The sequence below is a fragment of the Marinobacter sp. X15-166B genome, assembly GCF_001752365.1.
Taxonomy (GTDB): domain Bacteria; phylum Pseudomonadota; class Gammaproteobacteria; order Pseudomonadales; family Oleiphilaceae; genus Marinobacter.
In genome coordinates this window covers 425110-445435 of the sequence record NZ_MEIY01000001.1, presented here as the reverse complement: position 1 = coordinate 445435, position 20326 = coordinate 425110, and the positions used below count along the sequence as shown (strand labels likewise).

Here is a 20326-nt window from a genome sequence, read left to right as displayed (position 1 = left end):
AGTCTGTTAACTTTCTGCTATCAAAAGGAAAATTCTATGGCACTGGCTATAGCCCTGCACGTGTTATCCGCCGTTATCTGGGTGGGGGGGATGTTTTTCGCCTACATGGCGCTGCGCCCGGCGGTGGCCGAAGTGGTTGACGCCGCCCACCGCGGGACACTCTGGTGCCACACCCTTAACCGGTTCTTCCGCTGGGTATGGGGCGCGGTCATAGTGTTGCTGGTCACCGGTTATTGGATGATGTTCACAGCGTTTGGTGGCATGGCCGGGGCCGGTTGGCATATTCATGCCATGCAAGCCGGCGGTCTGCTCATGATGCTGTTGTTTGCCCACGTCTATTTTGCCCCGTTCCGGCGGTTGAAGCAGGCGGTCGCCGCGCACAACCCGGAAGAGGGCGGGCGCCGGGTCGGGCAAATTCGCAAACTTGTGGGCGTCAACCTGACCTTGGGCCTGATCGTCGTTGTTATCGGTTCGGCCGGACGTTATCTATAATCAGACCACAGGACGGCGGACAACAGCGGCATCGCAATGGACACCACAGGCCTCTTTCTGGCGTTGATCTTCAGTTCTATTGGTCTCGGTTATTTTGTCTACGGGCGCAAGCAAGCGAATCCGGTGACACGATACTGTGGCATCGCGTTGTTGCTGTATCCCTGGCTGGTGACGGATACCCCGGTGCTGTTGGCGGTCGGTGTGGGGCTGATGTTGATCCCCCGGTATATTGAACTTTGAGTGGGCGGTCCTTCCGTTGACCGTCTGGGGCTGGACGATTCTGTAACAAGGAGATGAGCATGACTGACAAGCCTGTGGTGGTGATAACCGGAGCCAACAGGGGCATTGGGCTGGAACTGGCGCGGCATTACGCCGGCGCAGGCAGCGACGTTATCGGTGTCTGCCGCGAAGCTTCCGCTGACCTGAAAGCGGTCGCGGCCCGGGTGGTGGAAGGTGTAGACGTGACCCGGGACGCGGGCATCGAGGCGATGACCGCTGCGCTGGCGACCCAGCGTATTGACCTGTTGATCAACAACGCCGGCTTGTTGCAGGATGAGCAGTTGGGCAGCATCGACTTTGATTCCATTCGGCAGCAGATGGAAATAAATGCGTATGCGCCCCTGAGAGTGGCGCAAGCCTTGCTGGCGAACATTCCCGCCGGGGGCAAGATCGCCAACATCACCAGTCGGATGGGGTCGATTGCGGATAACGACTCCGGGGGGCGGTACGGCTACCGGGCGTCCAAGGCGGCCCTCAATGCGTTCGCCAAATCCCTGGCCATTGACCTGAAGCCCAATGGCATTGCCGTCGCTGTGTTGCATCCGGGTTTTGTGAAAACCCGCATGGTGAATTTTGGCGGGCTGATCAGCCCCGAAGAGTCTGCACGAGGCCTGGCGGCGCGTATCGCGGAGCTGAATCTGGACAATACCGGGTCCTTCTGGCACCAGAATGGCGAATTGTTGCCATGGTAACGCGGCCGGCGGGCCTTCGTTGTGTACGGATACGATTGAGGGTAAGCGGTGATTAATCAGACGGACAGGCAGTTTCTTGAACGGGCGGTCGCGCTGGCGGAGCAGGCACTGGGCAAGGGGGATGAGCCCTTTGGGTCGGTGTTGGTGTCTGCCGGCGGCGAGGTGTTGTTTGAGGACCACAACCATGTGGCCAGTGGGGATCACACCCAGCATCCCGAGTTTGCGATTGCCCGCTGGGCTGCGCAGAATATGAGCCCGGAAGAGCGCGCCGAATCGGTGGTGTACACCTCCGGCGAACATTGCCCCATGTGCGCAGCGGCCCACGCCTGGGTCGGTCTGGGGCGCATTGTCTACGCCAGTTCCTCGGAGCAGTTGGCGGGCTGGTTGCGGGACATGGGGGTGCCGGCCGGGCCGGTCAGCACCTTGCCCATTAACGTTGTGGCCCCGGGAGTGCCGGTGGCGGGACCGGTACCGGAATTGGCCGAGCGCGTCCGCCAATTGCACCTCACCTTGCACGGCAAACCCGCCGGAAGCTGACGCTTGCGGCGTTATCGGCGCGCCCCGACAATGGCGAACCAGGCACCCTGGGGGTCTTCGGCAACGGCAATAAAAGCACCGCCCGGAACCTCTATGGGGCCGTGATGGACGGTGCCGCCTGCTGATTGGATCGCCCCGATCTGGTCCGTGACAGCACCATCCACGCCGAAATACGGCAGCCAGTTGGGCACCGCCGAGGCAGCAAGGCCCATCATGCCACCGATATCGGCATCCTGGTGACGGAAGAGCTGGTAGGTGCCCATTTCACCCATATCCATCGCTTCACCTTTGGTCCAGCCGAACATGGCGGCATAGAAGGCGAATGCCGCTGCGGGGTCGGTGGACATCAGTTCGTTCCAGTTGCCGTGGCCGGCCTTGTTTTGGTTGAATGCCCCGGCGCCTGGCTCGGCCCCGGGGTCGTCTGCCGCCATGGCACTCATGTCCGCCTGCAGGATGCCGAAAGCCGCACCTTGTGGGTCGGCCAGAATGGCAAACCGGCCGGTGCCGGGAATGTCCTCCGGGCCGCGGTGGACGCTGGCGCCAGCCGCTTTGGCCTCGGCGATGAAGTTGTCGGCATCGTCGACGGCGAAATAGATCATCCAGAACGGCGGCATGGCGGCCACCCCGTCGGGGAGCGCCATCAATCCGGCGACCATGTCGCCATCGGCTTTGGCCAGGTGATAATCGAAGTCTTCCATCCCGGAATCCTCCACGTCCCAGCCGAAGATCTGACCATAAAAAGAAGCCGCAGGCTGCAGATGGCCCGGACTGGTGGCCAGTTCATACCAGCAGGGGGTGCCGTGATTGCGAGTGCTCATAGTTTCTCTCCCAAGGACGTGCAGGTTGCGACGCGATTGCCGCCACGCCGCCTATACCTTCAGGATAGTAAAAATCCGCGACCAGCCGGGTCGATCGAGGTCAATAGCTCGGGAGCAGTGTGTCAGGCACCAGCCCACAGAGGGTGCGCTCGGCCAACAGTGCCATGGCGGCCTCGATATCGGGGGCAAAGTAGCGGTCCTTGTCGTAGTAAGCGACCCGTGCACGCAAGGCGGCGCGGGCCGTTTCCAGTCGTTCGGTGGTGGCAAGTCCCTTGCGATAGTCCAGCCCCTGACAGGCGGCCAGCCATTCGATGGCCACAATACCACGCACATTCCCGGTCATGTCCCACAGGCGTTTGCCCGCCGCAGGCGCCATGGACACGTGGTCTTCCTGGTTAGCAGAGGTGGGTATACTGTCAACGCTGTGCGGATGGGCCAGGGCTTTGTTCTCGCTGGCCAGCGCGGCGGCGGTCACCTGAGCGATCATGAAGCCCGAATTAACCCCGCCCTCATCGACCAGAAAGGGCGGTAACCGGGACATGGTCTTGTCCATCATCAGGGAGATACGCCGCTCCGCCAGCGAACCGATCTCGGCGATGGCCAGGGCCAGGTTGTCGGCGGCCATGGCAACCGGTTCGGCGTGAAAGTTACCGCCGGAGAGGATGTCGCCCTCGGCGGCGAACACCAGGGGGTTGTCCGACACCGCATTGGCTTCGGTTTCCAGAATCCCGGCGACCTGCCGAATCTGGTACAGACAGGTGCCCATCACCTGGGGCTGGCAGCGCAGCGAGTAGGGGTCCTGTACCCGGTCACAGTCCACATGGGAGGCACCGATTTCGCTGCCGCTGCCGAGCAGATGACGGTAGGCCGCCGCCGCATCGATCTGCCCCCGCTGGCCCCGCGCTGCGTGAATGCGTGCGTCAAAGGGCGCCCGGGATCCCAACGTCGCTTCCACCGTCAGCGCACCACAGACCGTGGCGGCAGCGTACAGATCTTCGGCTTCAAACAGCCCCTGCAGGGCGTAGGCGGTGGATACCTGAGTGCCGTTCAGCAACGCCAGGCCTTCTTTGGGGGCCAGCGCCATGGGCGTCAGACCGACGATGTCCAGCGCCCGCCGCGCCGGCAGCCAGGCGCCCCGATACCGGGCCTGGCCTTCGCCCAGTAAGACCGCGCTCATGTGCGCCAGCGGCGCCAGATCGCCGGAGGCCCCCACCGATCCTTTTACGGGGATGCGCGGGTAGACTTCGGCATTGATCAAGGCGATCAGGGCGTCCAGCACGTCACGGCGGATGCCCGAGAAACCGCGCGCCAGAGCATTGACCTTAAGTACCATGATCAGGCGCACCAGGGCGTCGTCCAGGGGCGCACCGACACCGGTGGAGTGGGAGAGCACCAGCGAACGCTGCAGGTCTTCCAGCTCCTGATCCGCTATGCGTGTTTGCGCCAGCAGACCGAAGCCGGTGTTGATGCCGTACACGGTCCGTCCTTCATCCACCACCCGGTTGACGCAATCGACACTGTCCTGAATGGCCCCGTTGGCACTGTCTGGCAGGCTGATCGGCACGGGTTGTGCGAACACCCGGCGCAATTGCGCGAGGGTCAGGTTACCGGGGGAGAGTTCCAGATGGCTCATTGTTGGCGCTCCGCAGTGTTGATCATGGGCAGGTCGAGGTCATTGTCTTTGGCCGCCTGGATCGCGATGTCGTATCCGGCATCCGCATGGCGCATTACGCCGGTCCCCGGGTCGTTACGCAGAACCCGGCCCAATCGGACGTGGGCATCCTCGGTGCCGTCGGCCACAATGACAACCCCGGCATGTTGGGAGAAGCCCATGCCGACCCCGCCACCATGGTGGAGCGACACCCAGGTTGCACCGCCGGCGGTGTTCAGCAGGGCGTTGAGCAGGGGCCAGTCGGACACTGCATCTGAGCCATCCTGCATCGCCTCGGTTTCCCGGTTGGGGCTGGCGACCGAGCCGGAGTCCAGGTGGTCACGACCGATCACGATCGGCGCCTTGAGCTCACCGTTGGCGACCATTTCGTTGAACGCCTGCCCGAGGCGGGCACGGTCTTTGAGCCCAACCCAACAGATGCGCGCGGGCAGCCCCTGAAAGGCGATCCGTGCGCGAGCCATGTCGAGCCAGTTGTGCAGGTGCGGGTCGTCCGGAATCAGTGCCTTGACCTTCTGGTCGGTCTTGTAGATGTCTTCGGGGTCTCCGGAGAGCGCGACCCAACGGAAGGGCCCGATGCCCTGACAGAACAACGGACGGATGTAGGCCGGCACAAAGCCGGGAAAATCGAACGCGTTGGCGACGCCTTCTTCCTGCGCCATCTGGCGAATGTTGTTGCCGTAATCGAAGGTCGGTATGCCCCTCGTCTGGAAATCGAGCATGGCGCGCACGTGCACGGCCATGGACTGCTTCGCCGCCTTGACCGTGGCTTCCGGTGCGGATTGGCTGCGCGCCACATACTCCTCCCAGGTCCAGCCTGAAGGCAGGTAGCCGTGCAGCGGGTCATGGGCGCTGGTCTGGTCGGTGACCATGTCCGGACGAACACCGCGTTTGACCAGCTCCGGCAAAATGTCGGCGGCGTTGCCGCACAGGCCGATCGACACCGCGGCACCTGCTGCGGTGTAGCGTTCAACCCGCGCCAGGGCATCGTCCAGATCCGTCGCCTGTTCGTCGAGGTAACCGGTGCGCAAGCGGAAATCGATGCGGGATTGTTGGCATTCAATGGTCAAAGAGCAGGCCCCGGCCAGGGTTGCCGCCAGTGGCTGGGCACCGCCCATGCCCCCAAGGCCGGCGGTGAGCACCCAGCGGCCGCTCAGGTTTCCCTCATAATGCTGACGCCCGGCCTCGACGAAGGTTTCATAGGTGCCTTGGACGATGCCCTGAGAACCGATGTATATCCACGAGCCGGCGGTCATTTGGCCGTACATCATCAGCCCTTTCTTATCCAGCTCATTGAAATGCTCCCAATTGGCCCAGGCAGGGACCAGATTGGAGTTGGCGAGCAGTACCCGGGGCGCATCTTTGTGGGTGTCGAACACCCCAACGGGCTTACCGGACTGGACCAGCAGGGTTTGCGTGTCTTCGAGGCGTTGCAGGGTTTCGATGATCTTGTCATAGCACTCCCAGTCGCGTGCGGCCCGGCCGACACCGCCGTACACCACCAAATCCTCGGGGCGTTCGGCCACGTCCGGGTGCAGGTTGTTCATCAGCATCCGCATTGGTGCTTCTGTCAGCCAGCTTTTGCAGCTGAGTTGGGGGCCGGTCGGTGCGGCAATGCTGCGGTTGGCGGCGTGGCGTTTGTCGGTATTGGGCATGTGCTGGGTTCCTTGTTGTTGGCGTTGGCTCGGCGTCAGTCGTCAGCCGTTCAGCGTGAGCGCGTGGATGAGTCGGGCAGCAACCTTCGCGGTGCGTCGATCAAGGTCGAAGGTGGGGTTGAGTTCGGCCAAATCGGCCAACCGGAGCTTGCCGCTGTCGCGGACGGTTTCGATCAACGGTTCGAGCAGTGTAATGGAGACACCGTGGGCTGATGGCGCACTGACCCCCGGCGCTTCCGCCGCAGGGAGTACGTCCAGGTCGATGGTCAGGTACACATGGTCGCAGGCGGCGATGAAGGCGTTGAGGTCCCGTTGCAATGCGGGGAGTGCAGCAAAATGCATATCGCGGTCTTCACGCACCATGACGTTCAGGGTTGCAGCGCGTTCATACAACGCCTGGGTGTTGGCGCTGCGGCTCACACCGAGACAGGCATAGTGGAACGGCCAGCCCCGGGACTGGCAGTCCTCGGCAATTTGCGAAAAAGGTGTGCCAGAGGAGCGTACGTGGGCGTGGTCACGCAAATCAAAGTGGGCATCGAGGTTAATGATGGCCACTCGCGGGCAAGGCTCGGCACGCGCCAGGTGCGAGGCTAAACCGCACCAGCTGGCGTAGGCCACTTCGTGCCCGCCCCCCAGTACAATGGGCAGATGGCCCGCATCGAGTATCGGCACGAGGCGCTCGGCCAGGGCCTGCTGCGCCGATTCGAGGCCATCGCCCTGACAGTGCACCGTGCCCGCATCGTAGGCCGGGTTGTGCCGATGCCAGGCTAACGGCGCCAGCGCCTGGCGTATCGCGGTCGGCCCTTCAGCCGCACCGACCCGGCCACGGTTGCGGGCGACGCCGGCGTCACTGGCAAAGCCAATCAGGGCACAGCCCGGGATGGCCTGGTCCGTGAGCGGCTCTATGCGCTGGTGCCAGCGATCGCTGTTGATTTCCGGGTCGGTGCGGCCTTGCCAGACGGACCGGTCAAATTCAGTGCCCATGGGTCAGCTCCCCGCGAAACAGCCGTTGGTGAAGGCGCCCGGGCTGTACCGCGTAGGCCAGCTGCGCCGGGCATTCAATAGTCCAGTGGCACAGGTCCGCCGACAGCCCCGAGGCCAGGCGGCCGGTGTGGGTCAGTCCCAATGCGCGGGCACCCTGGGCGGTCATGCCCGCCAGCGCTTCCGTTGGTGTCATGCGGAACAGGGTGCAGGCCAGATTGAGCATCAGGGTGGGCTGATACAGCGGCGACGATCCCGGGTTCGCGTCGGTGGCCACGGCCATGGGCACGCCGGCCTGACGCAACGCCCCGATCGGTGGCTGGCGGGTTTCCCGCAGGGTATGAAAGGCACCGGGTAAGAGCACCGCCACAGTACCGGCCTGACGCATGGCTTCGATACCGGCGCCGTCGAGATACTCAAGATGATCGGCGGACAGGGCACCGTGGCGGGCGGCGGAAGCGGTACCACCGAGGTTGGACAGCTGTTCGGCATGGCTCTTGATCGGCAGGTCGTGGGCTTGGGCGGCTGCAAACACGCGTTCACATTGGGCCACGGAGAAAGCAATGGTTTCGCAGAACACGTCCACCGCGTCGGCCAACCCGTTGCGAGCCGCCTCGGGAATCATTTCCCGGCAAACCAGCTCAACATAGCCGTCGCTGTCGTTGGCGAATTCCGGCGGCAGGGCATGGGCGCCGAGCAAGGTCGTTCGCACACGCACCGGTCGTAATTCGCCCAGCCGACGCGCCACCCGCAGCATTTTCATTTCATGCGCCACGCTCAGGCCGTAACCGGATTTGATTTCGACGGTGCAAACCCCGTCGGCGATCAGCGCATCCAGCCGGGGCAGGGCGCTTTCGATCAGCTCTTCCTCGCTTGCCTGCCGGGTTGCATGGACGGTGCTCAGAATGCCGCCGCCCCGTCGGGCAATCTCTTCGTAGCTGACGCCTTCCAGGCGCGCTTCAAATTCATCGGCCCGGTGGCCGCCAAAGACCAGATGGGTGTGGCAATCCACCAGTCCGGGGGTCATCACTCCGCCGGAACCCATCTGCTGGTAATGGGCGTAACGGGCACTGTCCAGCTGTGCCATCGGTACTATCCTCGCGATGGTTTCACCTTCGACGATGACAGCCTGGGGGGTCCCGAGGGTTTGCAGGCCATCGAAGACAACAACGTCCTGCCAGATGCGCCCCGTATGCACAGTGTGGCTCATGGTGACTTTTCCTTGCCCGCCTGTATGTATATACAAATAAGAGTAGTGAAGGATAGCCCGGTGTGCCACCATCAATGCCAGCAATAGGAATGCAGGGGCAGGTCAGCAGAACCGTTTATCGAGATTGGTTATTGCTTTATAAGCGATATCGTGTTGGCGAGAATGGGGTATAGCCACGCCCGGGACGACCGGCTTCTCTGATAGTTCGCGACTATATGTATATACAAGGGCGTCCGCTGCCGGTGGTCAGCCGGCAGTCTGCAGCGCGGAGCGCAGTTTATAGCGGGTGCCGGGATGGGTCAGTCGTGCGTAACTGACCAACTGATCGCCGGACCAGGTGCGGCGAATCAGTTGCAGGCAGGGGTCTTGGGTGGTGATCTCCAGCAGCGTGGCCAGGGCGCGGTCTACCAGCACCGCCTCTACGACGTGTTCCACATCGGTAATCGGGCAGGCCGATACCAGGACTTCATTGGGGGTCTGGGTGTGGAAGTCGGTGTGCAGATAATGCGGCACGTGCCGGGGGTTAACGTAGCGGTCCTCGAGCTGAATCGGCACGCCGTTTTCACGATGCAGAATCAAGGTCCGAAAGACCCGGGTGTCCAGCCGCACGCCCAGCCGCATGGAGACTTCATCATCGGCGTCACAGGGTGCGGCGATTACTACCACGCAATCGTGCTCGTGGCCACGACCGCGGATTTCATCAGCAATATTGTGTACTTCGACCAGTGAGGATTCCGCTTTACGGTCGGTGACAAAGGTGCCGATCCCCGCCTGTCGAACCAGGTAACCCTGTTGGACCAGGTCGCGAATTGCCTTGTTGGCTGTCATGCGGCTGACGCCGAAATCGCGGGCTAACCGTTCCTCGGGGGGTATCTGATGCTCGGGGAGCCACTCGCCACTCTGAATCTTGTCCAGCAGGTGTTGTTGTATCTGGAGGTAGAGGGGAGGTGTGCGGCCCATGGCGTGTCAGCTTCCATTCCGATAGGTGTCGCCCCGCAGTGTACGCGCAACGCGGTCAAAGGGCACCAATGTATATACCAATGGGGCAGTGGAGCGACACCGATGGGGAAAACTACTTAACCCCAAAACCTTGCTCTTCCAAAAACGCCTTCATGTGCGGGCGCAATTTGGAGGTGAACAGCGGTTTCAGCTGTTGTGACCAGTTGGAGTCTTTATTGCCACCGGTGCGCTGCAAGTAGTAGGTGGCCATGGTGTCGTCGAAAGCCGCAACCAGATCGGCGTCCTGGTCGTCGTGGTAATAATCTTCTTTGAGAATGGTCGCCAGCGGCAAACGCGGTTTCACTTCCGGGTTTTGATCCGGATAGCCCAGGCACATTCCGAAAACCGGGTACACGTGTTCGGGCAGGCGCAGAAGGCTGCTCACTTCGGCGGGGTGGTTGCGAATGCCGCCTATGTAACACAGGCCGAGGCCCTCGGATTCTGCTGCGATGGCAATGTTTTGCGCCAATAATGCCGCATCGATACTGGCCACCAGCAATTGTTCGGTCATGCCACGGACCACTTCAGCGCCGGCGCGTTCTGCGGCTTCCGTGGCCCGCTTCATGTCGGCACAAAACACCAGAAAGTCAGAGCTGCTGGCCACATAGCTTTGGCCGCCCGCCAGTTCGGCCAGCTTTTCCCGGTTTGCCTGATTCACTACGTGGATGATGGAATAGGCCTGAACATGGCTTGATGTGGCTGCGCTCTGGCCGGCGCGAACAATGGTTTCCAGCAGCTCTCTGGGGATCTTTTGGGTGGTGAACTGGCGGATTGAACGATGGGAGTTCAGTAGATTGATAACGGGATTCATGCTGTCTCCGATAGATTCAACTCAACAAAAAAGGCAGCCAAAGCTGCCTTTCTTTTCAAAACGTTTGGTCTGCTAGTTACAGAGCAACAACGTTCTCAGCCTGAGGACCTTTCTGGCCGTCAGTTACAGTGAATTCAACCTGCTGGCCTTCTGCCAGAGTCTTGAAGCCACCGCCCTGGATAGCGCTGTAGTGAACGAACACGTCCGGGCCGCTTTCACGAGTGATGAAACCAAAACCTTTTGCTTCGTTGAAAAACTTAACAGTACCGGTAGTAGTAGACATATATAAACTTCCTGAAATCAATATTTTAAATGTGCCGTCAGCCAGTCGGAATGACCCCTGATCAGCGTGGTGCGGAAACAAAAGACTCGCGGAATCAAAAACAGGACGGTTTACTACTATCTATCAACAACAGAAGCGTCTTATTCGTGAAATGCTTTGCTAACTCGTTCCTACGAAAGCCAATGTACCCTGATCGCCGCCCGGATAGCAACACTTAAATGCGAATCTTGATGAATTTACTTAGTTGGCGTTCGGGGCGATTACATTTTGTTCATTTTTGAGGCGGTGGTTTCTGGTCGTTTCCCGGGTGTAGGCTGCCAACATAAGCTAGGAATTACTGAAAGACTCAATGATAACCTGCTAATAATGAGTCGCTTTTGGTGACAATAAAGCTTTTGATGTTGGTCAGTCTCACGGCGGAAAAACTGTAAAAACAAGCGGCTAATGGAGATCCGGGGAAGAGCGTTTCCCGCGACGGGCCGGGTGCAGGGTGCGTAGAAGCAATTGCAACCATTTTCAACTTTTTGGGTGGGTGTTGTGTGCGCCAGTAGGGCGCAATTCATTACAAAACCTGCTAGGGGGGTACCAATTGTCACTGAGTGGCCTACGCTCAATTGTGTTCGTTAACATTCAGCAACATCTCGGTTGCCGCTGAGTGTGGCTGAATCACGGAGGAGAAACGCTATGCTGTTGAAAAAAACTCTGGCGGTTATTTGTCTGGCGGTGTCGCCGGCGCTTGCGCTTGCTGCAACGGGCCCCGAGGCCGGTGAGCGGTTCTTTACCTTGTCGGGCTCCGGTGCCAGCGACAAAGATTTTGATAGCAACACCGTGAGTGTAAGTTTCGATGTGGGCAGGTTCCATTCCGATAGCGGGGCTTACGGGGTTCGGCAGAGTCTTGGTTTTGCCGACATCAATGACGACTCCAACTGGACGGGCGCGACCCGGGCCTTCTACGACTATCATTTCGACACCGGAGAACGGTGGCGCCCCTTTATCGGCGGCAATCTCGGAGGGATTTACGGGGAAGGTATTGATGAGACCTTCTTTGCAGGCCCTGAGCTGGGTGTGAAGTATTACGTGCGCAGAAAAACCTACATCACGGTTCAGGCCGAGTATCAGGTGTTCTTTGATAACGCGGGGGACGCGGAAGATAATTTCGACGACGGAGCCTTTGCATACAGTGCCGGTATCGGTTACCACTTCTGATTCCCGGTAATCCGACACACAGCCGCCTCCGGACGGGCTGTGTGTTGGTGATTCTAGCCATACGTCGTCTCGCATTGGCCGCTCAGTTGGGTCAGAATGCCCGCTGACGCGCCCTGATGGACTATCAGGGGCCTGCCTGCCAGCTGAGGGCCTGCCGCACCGCCCCGATGTCTTCATACCCGGGTAGTGATGGCGCTCTTGTTTTATCGCGAGAACGTTATGAGTGCTGACAGTTCGGAAACAACCAAGGGCGTGGCCTTTGGTCTGGGTGCCTACATCATGTGGGGCTGCTTCCCGCTTTTTTTTGCCTTGTTCGATGGCGTTCCCGCCTATGAGATACTGGTTCACCGCATTATCTGGTCAAGCGCTTTCCTGGCGATTGTAGTGACCCTGTTGCGACGCTGGTCGCCGATTAAAGCTGCCCTTGCCAATCCCAGCGCTTTGGGGCGGGTATTTGCCTGCGCAATACTGATAGCCGCCAATTGGGGGTTATACATTTACGCCGTTGAAACCCGCCACGTATTGCAGGCCAGTCTGGGCTATTTCCTGACACCCTTGGTGAACGTAGCGCTGGGCATGCTGGTGTTGCGGGAACGGATGGCGCGTCTGCAAACGATCGCCGTGGCCCTGGCCGGGGTCGGTATTCTGATCCAGCTGGTGTTGTTGGGCGCAGTGCCCTGGATCAGCCTGGCGCTGGCGTTGACCTTCGGAACCTATGGGTTGCTGCGCAAACAGATCGTGCTCGACGGTCTGTCCGGATTGTTTGTCGAGACCCTGTTACTGCTGCCGGTTGGTCTGATGGTGCTTGCCGGGTTAGCGCATGTGGGACGCTCGCATCTGGGCAGCGATCAAGCCCTCACCGTGTTGCTGGTGGCCAGCGGGGTGATTACTGCTCTGCCCTTGCTGGCGTTCGCAGGGGCTGCGAGGCGGTTGCGCTTATCCACCCTGGGGTTTCTGATGTACATCAATCCCACGATGCAGTTCCTGATTGCACTGCTGGTGTTCAATGAGCCGATGAGCAGGGTTCAGTTGCTGAGCTTTATGACAATTTGGGGGGCTCTGGCGCTGTACACCCTGTCTGCCTGGCAGTCGCGCCCGGCGCAGCAGGCCCGCAGCGCCTGACCGTGCAATCTGTGGGCTGTCCCTGGTGGCCTCCGTGTTTTCCGGCATTTACATAATTGCTATAACCACACACACTACAGTACGACTATTCTTGTCGTTCCCTGGTTGCGAACCCGCACCGTCTTCCTGAACGGGGAATTGCCCGATGCGCTTACTGTTTATCTCATTATCGGCACTGTTCATCAGTCTGCTGCTGCTGATAACCGGCAATGCTTTTCTGCTCACCTTGCTGGGCGTCCGGTTTGGTCAACTGGGTATCGACGCGTTCACCATCGGTCTGGTGATGGTGTGCTATTCCGTCGGGTTCGTAATCGGCTCCTTGTACGCTGCCAAGATCATCCGGCGTGTTGGCCACATCCGCGCCTTCGCGGTGTTTGCCGCCCTCGCAGCCATGGCCGCCCTGGTTTACCCGATGACGGATACGGTCTGGCTGTGGGGGTTGATGCGGATATTTGGCGGTATCGCCGTGGCGTGTCTGTTTGTGACCATCGAGAGCTGGTTCAGTGCGGTGGCTACCAACGCCAACCGCTCAACCATCTTTTCCGTATATCAGATTGCCGCGTATCTGGCGACGGCCTGCGGGCAGTTGCTGATCGGGGTGAGCAGCCCCATGGGGTTTGCGGCCTTCAGTCTGGTGGCTCTGTTTCTTGTGGCCGCCATAATACCGCTGTCACTGTCCCACATGCATTCACCGGAACTGGCTGAGCCCAAGGAGAAAATGTCCTTCACCCGGATGATGAAGATCGCACCGCTGGGTGTGGTGGGTGCCTTCTGCAGCGGGTTCTTTCTGGGCGCGTTCTATGCACTGACGCCCTTGTTTGCCAGTCTGACCGGATTGGATGGTAACCAGATTTCAATCTACATGTTCGGTTCCATTCTTGCGGCTATGTTGTTTGCGTGGCCGATTGGCTGGGTGTGCGACCGGAGTCAGCGCAGTAACGTGTTGTTGGTGATCTGTGTGGCGGGCAGTGCCGCGGCGATCGGCAACGCCTGGTTTATTGAAGCCGATTTTTTGATGCGGCTGCTGTTGTCCTGTGCGTGCATGGGACTGGGTGCGTCGGTTTACCCCATCTCGGTCGCGATCACCAATGACCAGATGGACAGTTCGCAGATCATCGCCGCCAGCACCGGTCTGCTGCTCAGTTACAGTTTTGGCAGCGTGGTGGGGCCGCTGGTCAGTTCGGTGTTTATGGAACAATACGGGGCTGCCACCTTGTTTGAGACCCTGGCCGTGGCCTTGTTGTGCATGGCGCTGTACACCTTGTACCGTCAGCATATCAGAGCGCCACTGCCCGTCGAAGTGCAGGAAGAGTACGTTACGGTGACCTCCTTGCCGAATGCCCAGTTCATTCCGGAATTCGACCCCCGTAACGAAGAGTTTGTGGATACTCCGATAGAAGAGCTGTTTGACGAAGAGGCGGAAGAACCGGCAAAGGAGTATGAGTAGCCAGTTTCGCGAGTCAGTACTTCCTTTTAAATGAGAAAGTTAGTAATCTTGGCGACTAACATTATTTAACCGTTTGATAATAATAAGGATGCTTTGATGCTAGCGAACCTCGCAAAACCACTGGTCAAAGTGGTAGATCGGTACTTGCCCGATCCCTATATATTTGTCTTGCTGCTCACCATTGTGGTCTTTGTTGCGGCCATGCTGGTCGAGCAGAAAACGCCACTGGAAGTAGTCAATTACTGGGGTAATGGCTTCTGGGCCCTGCTCACCTTTGCCATGCAGATGCTGTTGGTTCTGGTTGCCGGGTTTATGCTGGCCAGTTCACCGCCGGTCAAGAAGGCGCTGGACAAACTGGCAGGGGTTGCCAAGTCGGCCCCACAGGCCATCATCATGGTTACCCTCGTGTCGCTGGCCGCAAGCTGGATAAACTGGGGCTTTGGACTGGTTGTGGGCGCCCTGTTTGCCAAGGCTCTGGCCCGGCAGGTCAAGGTGGATTACCGGTTGCTGGTCGCCAGTGCTTACTCCGGATTCGTGATCTGGCACGCCGGACTGGCCGGTTCGGTGCCGCTGACGATTGCCACCCCGGGACACTTCACCGAAGGCCAAATCGGGATTGTGAGCACCGACCTTACCATCTTCGCGACGTTCAACCTGCTGCTGGTACTGAGTCTTATTATTGCGGTGCCGCTGGTTAACCTCTTTATGCTGCCCAACGAGCGGGACAGCATTCATGTCGATCCGGCCAAACTCGAAGATGTACCACCGGTTGACACCACCAATACCCGTCCGGCGGATTATCTGGAAAACAGCCGCTTGATCGCCTGGACAGTGGGTGGCGCGGGGCTGGCGTTTCTGGCCTATTACTTCTTCGTCAACAGTGGCAGTCTTAACCTGAACGTGGTGAACTTCCTGTTCCTGTTCACGGCCATCGTGCTGCACCAGACCCCGCGAAGCCTGCTGGCCAGCCTGAACGAAGGCATCAAGGGCGGTGCGGGTATTGTCATCCAGTTTCCGTTTTATGCGGGCATCATGGCGATCATGGTGCAATCGGGTCTGGCACAAAGCATTTCTTCAGCGTTCGTAACCTTTGCGACCGTAGACACCCTGCCATTCTGGTCGTTCATCAGTGCCGGCTTTGTGAATATTTTTGTTCCTTCGGGTGGCGGTCAGTGGGCGGTGCAGGCACCGATCATGCTACCAGCCGCCGAAGCGCTGGGAGCGGACGTCGCACGGGTGGCGATGGCGGTTGCCTGGGGTGATGCCTGGACGAACCTGATCCAGCCCTTCTGGGCCCTGCCCGTACTGGCGATTGCTGGCCTGAAAGCGCGAGACATCATGGGTTTCTGCCTGGTTCAGTTGATCATCACCGGTGTGATCATCAGCCTGGGCCTGACGTTCTTTTAAGCAGGATTGCAGTTACCTTCCCAAACGACGGCTTGCCTTGGCAAGCCGTCGTTGTTTGGGCGGTCAATGACCGTTCACTTCCTCGCCAGTGCAGACCACCGAACCCGCCACCCGCTCGTGCGCCCGGGGACTCACTCCTCGATCTTGCTGCCACCGCAAGGCTACCGCTTTGGCAGATTGCAGGTCTTTGCAGTGGGTGAGGACGCCCGCCACCGTGCGAATGCCCGCCCGCCTGAGCTTGACGATGAGGCGTGGGGGTAATCCGCTCACAATCAGGGCGATGCCATCCCGCTGCAATTCGTGGATCAGCGACTGCAGCGCGTTAATGGCGGTGCCGTCCATGGTCGGAACATCAGACATGTCAATGACCAGGGTGCGGATCTTGGGGTCGATCAGGTGCAGAGAGGTCAGTGCCTTTTCGACCACCCCGAAAAACAGCGGACCACTGATGGCGTAGATCGCGACCTCCTTGGGCAGACCGCTGACAGCGGGGTGCTGGGCTGCATCGACCCGATCCGTTTGCGTCAGTTGGGCCATCCGGCGAATGAACAATGCCGCGGCAAGGCCGATGCCAACGCCCACGGCCAGCACCATGTCGAAAATGACCGTAAGGCCGAAACAGGTGACCAGAATGGCCACGTCGCCAGCCGGTGCCGAGCGCAGTGCGTGGACAAAATGACGGGCTTCACTCATGTTCCAGGCGATAATGAACAACAAGGCCGCGAGGGATGCCATCGGCACCATGCCCAGCAATCCGGCGAGAGCGACCACCGCCAACAGAACCACGCTCGAGTGGATAACCGCAGCGACGGGGGAGTGGGCGCCACTGCGAATGTTGGTGGCCGTGCGGGCAATAGCGGCCGTGGCGGTGATGCCACCAAACAGCGGCGTGATCAAGTTGCCAAGCCCCTGACCAATCAACTCCGCGTTAGGGTCGTGTCGGGTCTTGGTCAGGCCGTCGGCGATCACTGCGCACAGCAAGGATTCAATGGCACCCAGCATGGCAATTGCAAAGGCCGGGCCCAGCAGCTCTCTGATCAGTTGAAAACTCAGCTGCAGAGGTTCGCCATCGGGGCCGGGTAATAGCCAGGGTGCCATGAAGCTGGGGGCAATGGGCGGGATGCCGGTGCCGGTCACGCCGTCGGCTTCCCAGGTGAAGCGTGAGGCGATGGTTTCGACGGCAAGGTCGGCGCCGACAAGCCAGTGGTTGACGACATAGGCGCTGAGGGCGCCGAAGACCAGGCCGATCAGGGGAGCCGGCACCGGGATCTTGAGCCGAGGCCAGAACAGCATGACCGTCAGCGAAAGCACACCAATGCCAAGCTCGATCGGGCTGAGTGTGGGTAAGGACGCCACGATCTGACCCAAGTTGTCGATAAAGTGTTCGCCCAGCTGCCCGGTCTCCAGACCCAGAAAATCCGGGACCTGCAAGACCGCGATCACCACCGCGATGCCGGCAGTAAAGCCCAGCACCACCGAATAAGGCACGAACTCAATGAGTCGCCCCATGCGGGCAAACCCCAGGGCCATCAGGATGACACCGGCCATCATTGACGCAATGAGTAAGCCACCCAGGCCGTACTGCTGAACGATGGGGAAGAGTATGACGACAAACGCTGCGGTCGGGCCGGAGACGTTGAAACGGGCGCCCCCCGTCAGGGCAATGATGGCGCCGGCGATGATGGCGGTGTACAGGCCATGTTGCGGCGCCACACCGGTGGCAATCGCCAGTGCCATGGACAGCGGGACGGCCACCGTGCCAATGGTCAGGCCGGCCATCGCGTCTTTGCGTAAGTCGGATAAACTGTAGCCTTCCCGGAAGACCGAGCTCAGACCGGTGGCTATGCGGGGGAGTGTGGAGGGGAAACGGTTATTTGCCATATGTGGCTATTCTCACAGGGTTTTTTCCTCATGTTAAAGGGATGGGGAAACAACAATGCGGTCCTATTCTACACCAAACAGACAAGGATTTTCTGAGCGGCCCCGGGCAGGTGCGTGGCTGGATAAAGCTGGGGGAGGGGGGAACAAAAGCGTATGGTTGAGACGAAGGCAACAACGAAGGGGCAAAAAGAGTGCGGATGAGCTGGCGACTCCCCGGCGCAGGGATGCTGGTGGTTATCGGGGTATTGCTGTTGGCAGCGGTGCTCTGGGGGCGGCAGCTGTGGCTGGACACCCTGGAAGCCCACGGCATTGACCAACTGGACTGGCAGGGACTTGCGGTGTCCCTCCGCGGTGCCAGTGTCGACCAGCTCAAGGTGACCCGGATTACGGCCGCGAACACGCTGGTCGTCGTGGCGGACGAGCTGGTACTGAACTGGCACTGGCAAGGCCTCAGACCCCGGCTGACCGCCGTAACCCTGGGTATGGCAGAATTCCACTGGCGGGACACCGGCGTAGGGGCGCCAGCATCCCGCCGTCAGGGGCAAGCCACTTTGCCGGCGCTGCTCGAGCAATTGCCGGAGGCATTGCCCGTCTGGCTGCCCCCGCGACTGGACATTGCGCAGTTCCACGGCAGTGTGCCCTGTGCCGTCGGCCGGTGTCCGTTAAGCGGAGCATTGTCGGTCACCACGGGCGACGCCGGGTGGCCAGCCGAGATTTACCTGACCCTTGACCATAAACACCACCAACTGGGCTTGTGGGCAACGTTTGCCGGTCGCGGGGCGGACGCTCTGCAGGTGACCGCTGAGTTGGCGTTGGATGAGCGCCCCCACGTGACCCTGGCGTCGGAGTACACGCGGCAAACTGCGGGTGGCGGAATGCACTGGACAGGCTCGCTGGCCGTGGTGGACCTGCCCCCGGTGGACTGGTTACTGGATTGGTTGCAGAGTTGGAGTCCGCAGCCCCTTGACGGTTTGCCCGCGCAACCGCAAGCCGCGTCGATGAGCGCCCGTTGGCAGTTGCAGGCACCGCCAGGCGAAGGATTCTGGCAAGGGCTGTCTGGCACCCTTGCCGTGGATGCACAATTGCCAAAGCCCTGGTCTGTCCCCGGAGTGGGCTCTGTGGCTGGCGAAGTGGTGTTGTCCCTGCAGGCGGAACAAGGCCGCTGGCACCCGCAGATGGTGCAGGCCGATGTGCACATGAGCCAGCCGGCCGCGTGGGTGGAGGCCTTGCCGGAATCACTCAGGCCTGCGAACCTGACCCTGTCCCTGCGCCCGGGGGAACCCCTGGCGAACACCCGCAGTGAGCAGGCATTGCTGCCGCTGCGGCTGGAACTCACCAGTCAGGGGGGCGCCGAGCTTGAGGTCGGTGCGCACCTGGCGGTGGCAACGGCCGCGCCCTGGCGGGTGCAACTGGCGCAGGCCCGGGTCCGGGGCGCACTGAACCATCTGACGGTGGGGGACTGGTCACTCAGCGATACGAGGGCCGATCTCAGAGTGACCGGGTGGGCCGATACCAGCGCTGCCGAGCTGGCATTCGGGGAATCAACCGTGATCGACGTCGGGCAGGCCAGCGGTTCGGAGGAAACAGGGGCGCGGGCAGATCGGGTGCGGGTCGGCTTCAATGGTGCACAGTTGGTGGCCCGATACCCAGGCCGGGGCTTCACCCTGGATCATCTGTCTCTGAAGGGCCCGGTGCACCTGATCGCCAACAGGGTGCGCCACCCCCAGCTCCAACCGCGTCCCTGGCAGTTCCTGGGGCGCGTTGACGGGAATCTGGATCGCCTCAACCTCAACGGTGTGGCAACAGCCTCCGCCATCCCGATGGAGCTCCACCTGCGCTATTCCTATCAGGAGGATGTACAGCTCGCCGGCGACCTGCAGGTGAGCGGTGCACAGGAAACCGGCGCGCTCGCCGACTTGCTCGCCCACTGGCCGCCGTTGCTTGCGATCACCGGGGGCAAGGTGACCGCCAAGCTGAGGTACAGACAAGCTGCTGGCGGGGTGCCGGCTCTTTCCGCAGAGCTGGCGCTGGCGCAGGTGAACGGCACCTACGACCGCACTGAATGGGTTGGCATGAACGGTCGGGCCGGGCTTGCCCTCGGCGCGGAGCGGTTCACCCTCGAGGTGCCGGAGCTGACCATTGCCGGGGTGAACCCGGGGGTTCCGGTGGGGCCGCTGTCCGTTGTGGGACGTTATCAGGCCCCGCTGGCGCAGTTCGCTGCCGGCCAGTTGACCTTGCAGAAAGCCACTGCAGCGGCCTTGGGCGGCCAGCTGACGATCAGCGCGGATACCTGGGATCTGGCCGATCCTCCGGTAACTCTGCCGGTTGAGCTCACCCGGCTGAGTCTTGCCCAGCTGTTGACCGTGTACCCGACGGAGGGGCTGGCGGGTACCGGCACCCTCAGCGGCACCCTGCCGCTGTTGTTCGACCCGGCAACCGGCGTGCAGGTGCAGCAGGGACGCATTGACGCCCTGGCGCCGGGCGGGCGGTTGCAGTTGTCGGCGGAGCGTCTGCAGACACTGGCCCGGGGCAACGAGACCATGCGCCTGGTGGCCACAGCCATGGAAAACTTTCATTACTCGGTGATGGGCAGTGGCATCGACTACGATCGGGACGGTAATCTGACGCTGAGTATGCACCTGGAAGGCCACAACCCGGAGCTGCAGGACGGCCACCCTGTGGTGCTGAATATCAATCTGCAAGAAAACATCCCCGCGTTGTTGACCAGTCTGCAACTGAGCGGGCGGGTGAGTGAGGCGGTTGCCGAACGGGTGAGGCAATTGCTGAAAAAGCGCGAGCACAATCCGGCTGACCTGATAGAGTAACCGGATACCGGA

At 60.7% G+C, this 20326-nt stretch carries 18 protein-coding genes; 9 read left to right on the top strand and 9 right to left on the bottom strand.

Translation table 11 applies throughout. The annotated features are described in order from the left end of the window. The first annotated feature begins 36 nt into the window (after positions 1-36). The 4 genes from BG841_RS02145 to BG841_RS02130 are packed head-to-tail and all read left to right on the top strand — an operon-like array spanning position 37 to position 2000. Complete coding sequence (locus tag BG841_RS02145; protein WP_070056151.1) at positions 37-492, top strand: CopD family protein; 456 nt, start codon at positions 37-39, stop codon at positions 490-492. Between the two features lie 36 nt (positions 493-528). After that, on the top strand, positions 529-732 hold the full coding sequence (locus BG841_RS02140) for a hypothetical protein (RefSeq protein WP_070056150.1): 204 nt from the start codon (positions 529-531) through the stop codon (positions 730-732). 59 nt (positions 733-791) lie between these two features. Continuing rightward, complete coding sequence (locus tag BG841_RS02135; RefSeq protein WP_070056149.1) at positions 792-1463, top strand: SDR family oxidoreductase; 672 nt, start codon at positions 792-794, stop codon at positions 1461-1463. Positions 1464-1511: 48 nt separating this feature from the next. Continuing rightward, positions 1512-2000 (top strand): nucleoside deaminase, encoded by a 489-nt coding sequence (locus BG841_RS02130; protein WP_070056148.1) that lies wholly within the window; start codon positions 1512-1514, stop codon positions 1998-2000. Positions 2001-2011: 11 nt separating this feature from the next. On the opposite strand, the gene BG841_RS02125 is transcribed toward BG841_RS02130, so the two are convergent. The 8 genes from BG841_RS02125 to BG841_RS02090 form a co-directional block, all read right to left on the bottom strand. Further along, positions 2012-2818, bottom strand: coding sequence for a VOC family protein (locus BG841_RS02125; protein ID WP_070056147.1), 807 nt, complete (start codon positions 2816-2818; stop codon positions 2012-2014). Positions 2819-2918: 100 nt separating this feature from the next. Next, a complete protein-coding gene (gene hutH / locus BG841_RS02120) occupies positions 2919-4451 on the bottom strand; it encodes a histidine ammonia-lyase (RefSeq protein WP_070056146.1) in 1533 nt (510 codons plus the stop codon). Then, positions 4448-6142, bottom strand: a complete 1695-nt coding sequence (hutU, locus tag BG841_RS02115; RefSeq protein WP_070056145.1) for a urocanate hydratase — start codon at positions 6140-6142, stop codon at positions 4448-4450. The genes hutH and hutU overlap by 4 nt, the downstream gene beginning before the upstream one ends. 42 nt (positions 6143-6184) lie before the next feature. Next, positions 6185-7126: a formimidoylglutamase gene (gene hutG / locus BG841_RS02110; RefSeq protein ID WP_070056144.1), complete on the bottom strand. Its 942-nt coding sequence runs from the start codon at positions 7124-7126 to the stop codon at positions 6185-6187. Further along, positions 7116-8333, bottom strand: a complete 1218-nt coding sequence (gene hutI / locus BG841_RS02105; protein ID WP_070056143.1) for an imidazolonepropionase — start codon at positions 8331-8333, stop codon at positions 7116-7118. Before hutI ends, hutG begins: the two co-directional genes overlap by 11 nt. Before the next feature lie 246 nt (positions 8334-8579). Further along, complete coding sequence (gene hutC / locus BG841_RS02100) at positions 8580-9293, bottom strand: histidine utilization repressor (RefSeq protein ID WP_070056142.1); 714 nt, start codon at positions 9291-9293, stop codon at positions 8580-8582. Between the two features lie 112 nt (positions 9294-9405). After that, positions 9406-10143 (bottom strand): oxygen-insensitive NADPH nitroreductase, encoded by a 738-nt coding sequence (gene nfsA, locus BG841_RS02095; RefSeq protein WP_070056141.1) that lies wholly within the window; start codon positions 10141-10143, stop codon positions 9406-9408. Positions 10144-10219: 76 nt separating this feature from the next. Beyond that, positions 10220-10426, bottom strand: a complete 207-nt coding sequence (locus BG841_RS02090; RefSeq protein WP_070056140.1) for a cold-shock protein — start codon at positions 10424-10426, stop codon at positions 10220-10222. 684 nt (positions 10427-11110) lie between these two features. Between BG841_RS02090 and BG841_RS02085 the strand changes: the two genes are divergently transcribed. The 4 genes from BG841_RS02085 to BG841_RS02070 all read left to right on the top strand — a co-directional run bounded on the left by BG841_RS02085 (position 11111) and on the right by BG841_RS02070 (position 15608). Beyond that, a complete protein-coding gene (locus BG841_RS02085; protein ID WP_070056139.1) occupies positions 11111-11632 on the top strand; it encodes a hypothetical protein in 522 nt (173 codons plus the stop codon). 219 nt (positions 11633-11851) lie between these two features. After that, complete coding sequence (gene rarD, locus BG841_RS02080) at positions 11852-12754, top strand: EamA family transporter RarD (RefSeq protein WP_070058647.1); 903 nt, start codon at positions 11852-11854, stop codon at positions 12752-12754. A gap of 145 nt (positions 12755-12899) precedes the next feature. Beyond that, complete coding sequence (locus BG841_RS02075; protein ID WP_070056138.1) at positions 12900-14201, top strand: MFS transporter; 1302 nt, start codon at positions 12900-12902, stop codon at positions 14199-14201. A gap of 96 nt (positions 14202-14297) precedes the next feature. Continuing rightward, positions 14298-15608 carry a short-chain fatty acid transporter gene (locus BG841_RS02070; protein ID WP_070056137.1) on the top strand — a complete coding sequence of 437 codons (1311 nt, stop codon included), beginning with the start codon at positions 14298-14300 and terminating at the stop codon, positions 15606-15608. 63 nt (positions 15609-15671) lie between these two features. Here the strand turns inward: BG841_RS02070 and dauA are convergent, their stop codons facing one another. Further along, positions 15672-17489, bottom strand: a complete 1818-nt coding sequence (gene dauA / locus BG841_RS02065) for a C4-dicarboxylic acid transporter DauA (RefSeq protein WP_083260155.1) — start codon at positions 17487-17489, stop codon at positions 15672-15674. 197 nt (positions 17490-17686) lie between these two features. On the opposite strand from dauA, the gene BG841_RS02060 reads away from it, so the two are divergent. Next, positions 17687-20314 (top strand): intermembrane phospholipid transport protein YdbH family protein, encoded by a 2628-nt coding sequence (locus tag BG841_RS02060; protein WP_070056136.1) that lies wholly within the window; start codon positions 17687-17689, stop codon positions 20312-20314. Positions 20315-20326 lie beyond the last annotated feature (12 nt).

What these genes read in the sequence shown, in the direction of transcription:
- BG841_RS02135 (WP_070056149.1), top strand. Translation starts at nt 792, where the DNA reads ATGACTGACAAGCCTGTGGTGGTGATAACCGGAGCCAACAGGGGCATT.
- hutG (WP_070056144.1), bottom strand. Translation starts at nt 7,126, where the DNA reads ATGGGCACTGAATTTGACCGGTCCGTCTGGCAAGGCCGCACCGACCCG.
- dauA (WP_083260155.1), bottom strand. Translation starts at nt 17,489, where the DNA reads ATGGCAAATAACCGTTTCCCCTCCACACTCCCCCGCATAGCCACCGGT.
- nfsA (WP_070056141.1), bottom strand. Translation starts at nt 10,143, where the DNA reads ATGAATCCCGTTATCAATCTACTGAACTCCCATCGTTCAATCCGCCAG.
- BG841_RS02125 (WP_070056147.1), bottom strand. Translation starts at nt 2,818, where the DNA reads ATGAGCACTCGCAATCACGGCACCCCCTGCTGGTATGAACTGGCCACC.
- rarD (WP_070058647.1), top strand. Translation starts at nt 11,852, where the DNA reads ATGAGTGCTGACAGTTCGGAAACAACCAAGGGCGTGGCCTTTGGTCTG.
- BG841_RS02140 (WP_070056150.1), top strand. Translation starts at nt 529, where the DNA reads ATGGACACCACAGGCCTCTTTCTGGCGTTGATCTTCAGTTCTATTGGT.
- BG841_RS02070 (WP_070056137.1), top strand. Translation starts at nt 14,298, where the DNA reads ATGCTAGCGAACCTCGCAAAACCACTGGTCAAAGTGGTAGATCGGTAC.
- BG841_RS02075 (WP_070056138.1), top strand. Translation starts at nt 12,900, where the DNA reads ATGCGCTTACTGTTTATCTCATTATCGGCACTGTTCATCAGTCTGCTG.
- BG841_RS02085 (WP_070056139.1), top strand. Translation starts at nt 11,111, where the DNA reads ATGCTGTTGAAAAAAACTCTGGCGGTTATTTGTCTGGCGGTGTCGCCG.
- BG841_RS02060 (WP_070056136.1), top strand. Translation starts at nt 17,687, where the DNA reads ATGAGCTGGCGACTCCCCGGCGCAGGGATGCTGGTGGTTATCGGGGTA.
- hutH (WP_070056146.1), bottom strand. Translation starts at nt 4,451, where the DNA reads ATGAGCCATCTGGAACTCTCCCCCGGTAACCTGACCCTCGCGCAATTG.
- hutU (WP_070056145.1), bottom strand. Translation starts at nt 6,142, where the DNA reads ATGCCCAATACCGACAAACGCCACGCCGCCAACCGCAGCATTGCCGCA.
- hutC (WP_070056142.1), bottom strand. Translation starts at nt 9,293, where the DNA reads ATGGGCCGCACACCTCCCCTCTACCTCCAGATACAACAACACCTGCTG.
- BG841_RS02090 (WP_070056140.1), bottom strand. Translation starts at nt 10,426, where the DNA reads ATGTCTACTACTACCGGTACTGTTAAGTTTTTCAACGAAGCAAAAGGT.
- BG841_RS02145 (WP_070056151.1), top strand. Translation starts at nt 37, where the DNA reads ATGGCACTGGCTATAGCCCTGCACGTGTTATCCGCCGTTATCTGGGTG.
- hutI (WP_070056143.1), bottom strand. Translation starts at nt 8,333, where the DNA reads ATGAGCCACACTGTGCATACGGGGCGCATCTGGCAGGACGTTGTTGTC.